The 7,203-nt window shown below is 66.5% G+C and carries 5 protein-coding genes; 1 reads left to right on the forward strand and 4 read right to left on the reverse strand.

The window, feature by feature from the left end:
• A partial coding sequence (locus DBR10_RS12730) for a glycoside hydrolase family 16 protein (RefSeq protein WP_233243400.1) occupies positions 1 to 785 on the forward strand: 785 nt, incomplete at its 5' end.
• 3 nt (positions 786 to 788) lie between these two features.
• On the opposite strand, the gene DBR10_RS12735 is transcribed toward DBR10_RS12730, so the two are convergent.
• The 4 genes from DBR10_RS12735 to DBR10_RS12750 form a co-directional block, all read right to left on the reverse strand.
• Positions 789 to 2,753: an acyltransferase family protein gene (locus DBR10_RS12735; RefSeq protein WP_108505099.1), complete on the reverse strand. Its 1,965-nt coding sequence runs from the start codon at positions 2,751 to 2,753 to the stop codon at positions 789 to 791.
• A gap of 239 nt (positions 2,754 to 2,992) precedes the next feature.
• A complete protein-coding gene (locus tag DBR10_RS12740) occupies positions 2,993 to 4,276 on the reverse strand; it encodes an O-antigen ligase family protein (protein WP_108505100.1) in 1,284 nt (427 codons plus the stop codon).
• Between the two features lie 227 nt (positions 4,277 to 4,503).
• Entirely contained in the window at positions 4,504 to 5,778 is a 1,275-nt protein-coding gene (locus DBR10_RS12745; protein WP_158272212.1) for a lipopolysaccharide biosynthesis protein, read from the reverse strand.
• Positions 5,779 to 5,797: 19 nt separating this feature from the next.
• The gene (locus DBR10_RS12750; protein ID WP_108556387.1) at positions 5,798 to 7,105 is read right to left on the reverse strand and encodes a UDP-glucose dehydrogenase family protein; all 1,308 of its coding nucleotides are present in this window, start codon (positions 7,103 to 7,105) and stop codon (positions 5,798 to 5,800) included.
• Between the last annotated feature and the right edge of the window lie 98 nt (positions 7,106 to 7,203).

Here is a 7,203-nt window from a genome sequence, read left to right on the forward strand (position 1 = left end):
GGAGCCCCGCCAATCCGAGGGGGACCTGGAAAAGCGACTACTATTTCGGCCCCCAGCGAGACCGACGGAGTGCGCCGACCACGCTGGCCGAGCAGTTCATGGCCCGCACCCTCCCGGGGGAACTGCAGGTCTATGTCGACCCGGCCTATTGCGGTCACGACCCGTTCAGCGTGTCCCAGGGCGTACTGTCGATCCGGGCGGAGCCGCTGCCTGATAAGGTGCTGTTTGACTGTGGTCGGGGAACGCGGCGCTGGGCCAGCGGCCTGATCACCACCGAGAAGAGTCTGCGCCAGACCTACGGCTATTTCGAAGCTCGCGTGAAGATGCCGGGAGCCTGGGGAACCTGGCCGGCCTTCTGGCTGCTACCGACCGAGAAGACGGCCGAGAATGCCGGCCGGTTGCCGGAGATCGACGTCTTCGAACACTATGCGGGGCCGCACCCGACCGTACAGGTCAAGCCCGGGGTGCCCCTGGACCGCACCGGTTTGGCCAATATCGCGGTGCATCTGGGGCGGACCGGCGCGGAGCAGGTGCTGCATCCCCAGAACCAGCCGAAGACCACCACGACATCCGAGTTCCATACCTATGGCGTGCTGTGGACCGCGAGCGAACTCGTCTTCTATCTCGATGACCGCGAGACCTGGCGGACGCCGTTCCAGTACGCCAAGCCGATGTACATGCTGCTGAACCTCGCGATCAGCGACAAGACGGCGGGCGATCCGGCGCTGGGCACCTATCCCGCCGCTCTGGAGATCGACTATGTCCGGGCCTGGACCGCGTTCTGACCGTCAGGAGTCCCTGAGCGCCGCGCCGATCACGCCGCTCAGCCTGCGGGCCCCCGTCGCGCTCAGGTGGTTGTCGTCGAAGTACAGGACATCGCCGCCCCGTGCCCCGATGCAGGCCCTGTCATCGCAAAGCACCTTGCCGGCGTCGAGGAGCTGGAAGTCCAGAGCCCTCGACTGCGGCTCGAGTATGGCCTGAACCGGGGCCTGACGGGCCAGATAGGTCGCCCGCGGCACGCTGATGTCGGGCTGCGGGTTGAAATAACGGCTGAGCGCGGCGGCCCGGGGAACGTCAACGGCCTGCTCGGGGACATAGGCCACGACCAGAACCTTGAGGGGTTTGATCCTGCCGATGGTGCGGGCCATCGACCGCTCGAACACCCGGGGGTTCTCCGCGTAGCTGCGGGTGGTTGACGCCTCGTCGCGGATGAACATGGCGTTCTCGCTCATCGCCCCGAACCGGCTGCCATTGACGGCGGTGGTCCAGCGGCCGACCAGAACCACGGTCCGGATGCTCGGTGTCCGGCGGATCAGGGCGAGGCTGGCCTCGAGCTGACGCTGGCATTCAGGATTGCCCTGGTCGACGCCGACGAGGGCGTAGCAGCCGCTATAGGTCAGGATCAGGCCCTTGCGCCCGGCCTGTCGGCCGGCACCGTCGATGCCCGGGATCAGGGCGTCGCCGAAGCTGTCCCCGAGCACGGCGAAGGTCGGGCCGCCGCCGACCGCTGCGCCCAGGGTGCAGACCCGTCCGGCCGCAATGTCCGAGGCCGAACGTCGGTCGCAGGCCGCCCGTTGCGGATTGATGTCCTCGGAAGCCAGGGCGTAGTGGCGGACCGGGGCCGGGAAGCGTCCCGGCAGGCCCTTCAGCAGATAGCCCGCCCCGCCCACCGCCAGAACGAGGGCCATCATGGTCGCCGCGCCGAGAAACATTGACCGGGTGTCGATATTGCGGGCCCGCCGGAACGGGCGCTCAACGAAACGCCAGCTGAGATAGGCCAGCAGCATCACGACCGCGAAGATCGCCAGCTTGTCGACCGTTTCCAGCGGACGCATCAGTACATAGCGGGCGAAGACCAGAACCGGCCAGTGCCAGAGGTACAGGGAGTAGGAGATCAGCCCCACCCAGATCATCGGCTTCAGCGACAGCATCCGGCCGACAAGGGTGGGTCCGGTGATGTCGGCATAGAGGATGAGGCCCGCGCCGAGACAGGGGAGAAGGGCGCTTTCGCCCGGAAAACGGGTCTGTGCGGTGTAGGTGACGACGCCGTACAGGATCATGCCGAGACCGGTCAGGGACATCAGCTGACGGGCTGTCCGGTTCTGGATCGGGGGCGGCAGGCCGACAGCGATCAGCGAGCCGATCAGCAGTTCCCAGAACCGCGTGAAAGGCAGGTAGAAGGTCATGCTGGGATCCTTGCGGACCAGCACGATACTCAGGACCAGCGAGGCCACAGTCACGGCCAGCAGGGCCCAGCGCCAATGGCGCCAGCGCGGCATGACCAGGGCCATGAACAGCGGGAAGACGGTGTAGTATTGCTCTTCAACCGCCAGCGACCAGGTGTGCAGCAGGGGCTTCAGCTCGGCGGCCTGGTCGAAATAGTCGGACTTCAGCCAGAAGAAGATGTTCGAGCTGAACAGGGTCGTGGCCACGGCGCTGGCCGAGAACTCCTTGAAGTCCATGGGCATCAGCACCGCCGCGGCGATCAGGCCCGTGACGATCAGCATGGCGAACAGCGCCGGGAAGATCCGGCGGATGCGGCGCTCATAGAAGCGGATGATGCTGAAATCGCCGCGCGACACCTCGCCGGCGATGATTTTGGTGATCAGGAATCCGGAGATGACAAAGAAGATGTCGACCCCGACATAGCCGCCTTCCATATGCGGCACGCCGATGTGGAACAGCACGACGGACAAGACCGCAATGGCCCGCAGGCCGTCGATATCCGGTCGATAGTGCAGATCTTTGCTCATTCGTGCCTGAACAGTTGCGTAAGGTTCATGCCTGGGGCGGCCCTGTTCTGCGGCAGCGCCGCGGGTCCGACCCGGTTTAATTCCGGCCCATTATGGCCGCCCATCCGTAGCGTTCTGATGAACGGTCGGCGAGAAACAATCCTCGCGCCGCCAGGGCCGACGGTCGCCCTGGCCCTCCGTGCCGGAGTTTGCAGCGCCGGTGACCGAAGGCCGTGCGATCGGACAGGGATCCGGCCGCTTCAGGCGTCCGAAGTCCGGCGCATGAGCATCTCGTTGTAGCGGAGACGCACGGCCGACGATCGGGTGATCAGCATCAGGAAGGTCGCCAGATGAGGGATCAGGGTGTCCCGGGCCTCGGTGAAGCCCGAGCAGAGGACGGCCAGGGCCAGAATGCCGGCGGTCAGGTCTCCGCGCTTGGCGTCCGGGCGGGTGGTGCCGATGACGGCGACATAGAGATAGCCGCCGATATAGGCCCCCAGACCCAGGATCCCCACCTCGCCCAGCAGGGCCAGGTACATGTTGTGAACGCTCATATTGAGGTCGTTCACGAAGGTCTCGGAGATCATCTTGTTGATGACCGAGGTTCCGGTCACGAACGAGCCCGGGCCCCGTCCCAGAACCATGTGCCCTTCAAAGAAGCGCAGATAGAGGTTCCAGCCCGACTCGCGGTTGCGCAGGCTCTGGCCCTTTTCAAGCGCCTCGGTCAGGGCCGGAAGGATGAAGTTGACGGCCAGGGCCAGGGCCACCAGCACGGCGAGGAGGACGAAGATCTTGAAGCCAGGGGTGACGCGAAGGACCTGCAACTGCCGGAGCAGGAAGTAGAAGGCCGTGCCGATCATCATGATGCCGACGGCCGTGCCTGACTGGCTCAGCAGCGCGATCGCCACACACAGCGCCATCGCGCCATAGCGGAACAGGTTGCGGCCGCTGGTGTAGGTCAGCAGGAACAGGAAGCCGATGGTTCCGAACCAGCCGCAGGTGTTCTTGTGCAGGAACAGGCCGCGCAGCATGGTCCGGCCACCACCGCGCATCGTGGCCCACTGCGGCTCGACCACGAACAGGACCAGCGAAACAAAGGCGATCGCCGCGAAGGTGAAGGCGGCCACGGTTCCGATCTGGCTTCCCGACGTCTGGCTGCCGATCGCCAGGGCCGCGCAGGCCATGGCGGTCCACAGGGTCAGGAACCAGACCGAACTGGCCGGATCATCGCCAAGGGCGGAAGACAGCAGCGCCATGCACCAGAAGGCCGCCAGCGGGGCGAACCCGACCAGCAAGGCATAGTTGGGGCCGCGGATGATCGCGCCCGCAAACCCCAGGGCGATGAACATCCAGAGTGCGGAGCGGAAGGCACCGCCACCGATGCGCTCGATGGTGAAGAAGAAGTCGACACCGTTCTGCGGCCAGAACCAGGCGGTCGAGAACTCGATGATGCCCATGGCCAGGGCCAGGGCCAGGGCCAGGGACAGGGTCATGGCCAGGAAGTCCTGGACCGGGGCCCCCACATCCTGGCGGGGAATGCTCATCCGTGGGCTGTCGCTGAGTGACATGTGTCTTCCAGATCTAAGCCGCGCCCGGTGACGCCCGCTTGCGAGTTTGCCAAACCTGATCGGCGCGCGCCAGCCATTGGCGACGCCGGATCACAGAACGCCATGGCGCGCGAGGCACCATAACCATCTGAATTGGAGCTCTTTTATCCTTATCAAATCTTTCCATTTGACGAAGATCGCGTCCAGGTCGGACGCGGAGGTGTTCAGGTGGCTGGAGGCGCGGCGACTTCCGGGCCGTCGCGAAGGCTGAACAGCAGGCCCCAGAGCGTGGCGGCGATCGCCGCATGGCCGCCGACGAAGGCCACGACGACCCCCCACATCCCGCCGAAATGCGCCCCGAGTGCCAGTCCGGCGCTGAAGACCACCGTGGCCAGGGTGAAGATCAGGGTGCGCAGGCCCTGGCGGCCGGCACCGGTCATGGCGTCGGCGGCAGGGTACTGTACGGCCATCAGGGGCAGGGCGCAGGCCAGGCCCAGGGTGATGGTCGTGGTCTCGGCGAAGCCCTCGCCCATCAGGGCGGGGATCTTCAGGGCCGCGACAGCCACGCCGACCCCGCAGACCAGGCCGATGCCCAGCTGTAACGGGGCGCAGCGGATCGCAAAGCGTCGGGTTGCGGCCAGACCGCCTTCGGCCCCGTGGGCGAAGAAGCGCGGATAGAGCAGCCGGTTGGCGATCTGGATTGGAAACAGGGCCAGCTGGGCCACCCGTGAGGCTGCGGCATAGGCTCCGATCAGCGGGCCCTGGGCCACCGCCGCCATCATGGCCCGGTCGAGATTGCCCTGGGCCGCACGGGCCGTCTGGTTGACCGAGAACAGCGCTCCCGTGCCCAGTTCGGCCGTCTCGATATGCAGGCTGGGCCGACCGTAGCGGCGGATGACCATGGCGATATAGACCGCCGAGGTCACCACGGCATAGCCTGCCGTGAACCAGATCCAGGTCTCCATGTGCCGGACTCCGCCGAGCCCCAGAACGGCACCGGCCAGGCCAAAGCGGCTGACGGCGGAGAACAGGCGCACGAAGCTGGCCCGCACGACCTCGCGATGGGCGACGAAGATGTTCTCGACCGTTGCTGCGACCCGGGCATTGAGCGTGTCCGTCGCCAGCATGACGATCAGGGCCAGTGGGGCGATCGCGATGTGCAGCAGCTGGGTGGCGATCAGATAGGCGAGGCCGACACAGATTGGCAGGCTGATCAGGCCCAGCCAGACCGTGTTGCCGAAATAGTCCGCAAAGCGGGCCGGACGCTGGACGATGGCCCGGACCAGAATATCGCCCGAGCCGAGGCCCACGACTTCCACCACCACGATGGTCAGGGCCATGGCGGCGGCCAGCTGGCCGAACTGGGCCGCGCCCAGCGAGCGCCCCATCAGAATGAAGGTCCCCAGCTGGAAGACCAGGGCGGCCAGGGTCGGGGCGAAGGAGATCGCGAAGGCCCGGAGCTCGGGCTTCCGCGCCAGGTCGCGCAGTCGGGCAATCATCGTGCGGGTTGCTCGCCCATCATGACCGTCCGATGCTGACATAGGTGAAGCCGGCGCGGACCATGTCGGCGGGCTTGTAGACATTGCGCAGGTCGACGACGACGGGGGCCTTGAGGGCGCTCTTGAGACGCGAGAGGTCGAGGGCCCGGAACTGGTCCCACTCGGTGAGGATCAGCAGGACGTCGGCCCCTTCGGCGGCCTCGTAGGGACCGGTGGTGAAGGTCACGCCGGGCAGCATCTTGACCGCCTCGTGGCCGCCCTCCGGATCGAAGGCCTGGACGGTCGCGCCCTTGGCCTGCAGGGCCGGGAGGATGTCGAGGCTGGGCGCGTCGCGCATGTCGTCGGTATTGGGCTTGAAGGTCACGCCCAGCACGCCGACGGTCTTGCCGGCCAGGTCCTCGGAGCCGAGGGCGGCGGCGACCTTGGCGGCCATGGCCTTCTTACGGGCGTCATTGACCTCGACGGTGGTCTCGATCAGCCGGGTGGGGGCACCATAGTCCTGGGCGGTCTTGACCAGGGCGATGGTGTCCTTCGGGAAGCAGGAGCCGCCATAGCCGGGACCGGCATTGAGGAACTTGGAGCCGATGCGCTTGTCCAGGCCGATGCCCTTGGCGACCTGCTGGACGTCGGCCCCGACCTTTTCGCAAAGGTCGGCCATCTCGTTGATGAAGGTGATCTTCATGGCGAGGAAGGCGTTGGCGGCGTACTTGATCAGCTCGCTGGTGCGGCGGCCGGTGAAGACGATCGGGGTCTCGTTGAGCGACAGCGGGCGGTAGAGCTCGCGCATCACCGCCTGGGCGCGCTCGTCCTCGGTGCCGACGACGACGCGGTCGGGCCGCTTGAAGTCCTCGATGGCGGCGCCCTCGCGCAGGAACTCGGGGTTGGAGACCACGGCGAACTGGGCGTCCGGCCGCACGCGGCGGGTGATGGCCTCGACCTCGTCGCCGGTGCCGACCGGGACGGTGGACTTGGTGACGATGACGGTGAAGCCGTCGATAAGGCCGGCGATCTCCTCGGCGGCGGCATAGACATAGGACAGGTCGGCATGGCCGTCGCCGCGGCGGGTGGGGGTGCCGACGGCGATGAACACCGCATCGGCCTCCTTGATGGCGGCGGCACCGTCGAGGGTGAAGGACAGGCGGCCCTCGCGCACATTGCGCGCCACCAGATCATCCAGGCCCGGCTCGAAGATCGGGATCTCGCCGCGCTCAAGGCGCTCGATCTTGCCCGGATCCTTGTCCACGCACGTCACCACGTGCCCGAAGTCTGCAAAGCACGCCCCGGACACCAGTCCAACATAGCCCGTGCCGATCATCACTACGCGCATGGAATCCTCATTTGCGACCGCTCCCGGCCGGGAGCGAGATGAACCATCGCCTGCTCGTCACGCGTTTTTCGTGACGCTGCAACCTTCGACCCGACACA

It is taken from the genome of Caulobacter sp. HMWF025 (genome assembly GCF_003060965.1).
Lineage (GTDB): Bacteria > Pseudomonadota > Alphaproteobacteria > Caulobacterales > Caulobacteraceae > Caulobacter.